The organism is Mycobacterium sp., from assembly GCF_039583785.1.
Lineage (GTDB): Bacteria > Actinomycetota > Actinomycetes > Mycobacteriales > Mycobacteriaceae > Mycobacterium.
On the sequence record NZ_JAVKSG010000194.1, the window covers coordinates 1 to 2,032 of the forward strand.

Here is a 2,032-nt window from a genome sequence, read left to right on the forward strand (position 1 = left end):
CGCATGAAGCGCCGGAAGCCCCGGTTCTCTTTCACGTCACCGAATACCGGTTCCACCGTATATGAGCGTGTCGCGTAGGCGGCCGCGCCCTCCGGGGTGCGCAAGCGGTGCTCCATTTGCTCCAACACGCTCGCATCGACCGGTGGTGGCCCGGTTGTCGTCCCGAGGTCCCGGGCAGCTTTGCGTTGCTTCCAGTCTTTCGTTGTTGCAATCAGCCGGTTCGGCCCCGGGGCGGTCGCGTTGTCCTCCGACCAGTAGCCAGCATCGGCGAGGGTGAGGCCGATGTCACCTTCAATGCCGGCAGCGCCAGCGCTGTGTTGTGTCGCTTCGATCATCGGGTGCAACTGGTTCACGTCGTTGTGGTCTTGGGTCGTCTCGTATCCGACCACAACTTGCTCCGCGTTGACGGCAGCTTGGACGTTGTAGCCCTGAATCCATCCGTCTTTGGTTTTCATGATCCGGCTTTCCGGGTCGGTGACGTTCGCGACGATCCTCTCCGAGCTTGGCGGCGCGCTCTCAGCTGCAGCTGCCGCCTCGGACACAAGCCGCTCTGCTGTCGCTACATCCACCCCTGGGTCGGTCTGCGCGCGTACCCTCACGGCTTGGAGGTCTGCTTCGGCCCGCCTCAGCGCTGCGTGCGGGTCTGTCGGTTTGCGACCAGGAAGCTTGCGGCCCTGGGCGGCCTCCACTCTGGCGTGCTCTGCCTTGGCCTCTTCATCCTCGCGAGCTGCTCTCTCTTGCTCCTCGATCTGCGCGAGCGCGGCCTGGAGTCGCTCCAGACGGCCATGACGTCCGCGTATCCACTCTGGAAGCAGTGTTTCGAACAGCACGGGCGAAGCGTCTTCTGCCTCGTCTGTCGCTGCCGCATCCCCAAGGATCTTGTTGATCTCTGCAACGATCCAGTCCTTCTGGCGGTTCTGGTCCAACGCGGCGTCCGACCCGACCTTGGTTCCATCGATAGCGATCTGACCGACGCTGGCGAGTCCCGCTGCATCACACACCTTCAGCACCTCCACGAACACAGACTTGATCGCCTCTTCGTTCTCGGCACGGAACCGGGCTATCGTGCGATGATCAGGCACCAGGTTCACGGCGATCACCTTGTAAGCCAGATCGCTTCGACACGCCGCCATGATCTTCCTTGATGAACGAACCCCGGTCGCATAGGCATAGAGGAGAAGACCGAGCATCATCTCGGGCTCATACGCCGGTCGACCAGGACCTTCAGGATGGATCTCGTGGAACGCCGAGGTGTCGATGAGCCTCACCGTGTCGATCACAAAATAGGCGAGGTGACCTTCCTCGAGCCACTCGTCCATGCTCGGTGGCAAGAGAAACAGTTGCTGGCGATCTCCCGACCGGTAACCGTGTGCCATGGCACGATATTAGCAGTAGAAGCCGGGCAGCACAACGCATTAGTCGCTCACCGGGCATGTTCCATCATTGCCGCAGGATGGCAATCCGGAGCTGAAATCCGACTGTATGGTCATGCAGAGTGCCGTATGCTTATGCAGCCCGGAGCGGTTTCGGGACAGCCTGCTTGGCGAAGCTCAACCGCACGTGCTCGGCTAGGTGGTTGGCGGGGAGGCCGGCGAGGTTGGCGAGTGCTCGGCGGGTGGCGATGGTGGTGCGCCGCCACAGCTCCCCGGCCCCAGCGTTCCAGAGCACGGCGGCCGGGTAGTCGAAGCAGTCCGGGCAGATCGGCGAGCCGGTCAGCGGGTCCTCGGGGTTGTGGACGGCCTGGCAGGCTTGTGGTTGGCCGTGGGGGCAGGTGCCGGTGGGCCGGGGCCGGCAGGTGCGGGGGCGGCCGGCGGGATCGGTTCGGGTGGAGTGGACGGGCCCGAAGCTGGGGGCGGTGAAGGTGGCGAAGATGGCGGGGTGGGTGGCGATGGCCTCGGGGATGCCTTTGCCGCCGCGCAGGCCGGCGGCCACCAGCTGGTAGGCGTCGGAGCGGTAGGTGGCCGAGCAGGTCGGACAGCGGGTCGCCCGCCGCTGCCCGCAGGCTTTGAGCAGCACGCCGTCGGGCAGGCCG

2 protein-coding genes are annotated in these 2,032 nt (G+C 64.8%); both read right to left on the reverse strand.

Annotated elements, in window-relative coordinates; all coding sequences use genetic code 11:
• Positions 1-1,376 (reverse strand): transposase (locus ABDV69_RS21295; RefSeq protein WP_343577810.1); only part of this gene is annotated, 1,376 nt, incomplete at its 3' end.
• A gap of 130 nt (positions 1,377-1,506) precedes the next feature.
• A partial coding sequence (locus tag ABDV69_RS21300) for a replication initiator (protein ID WP_343577812.1) occupies positions 1,507-2,032 on the reverse strand: 526 nt, incomplete at its 5' end.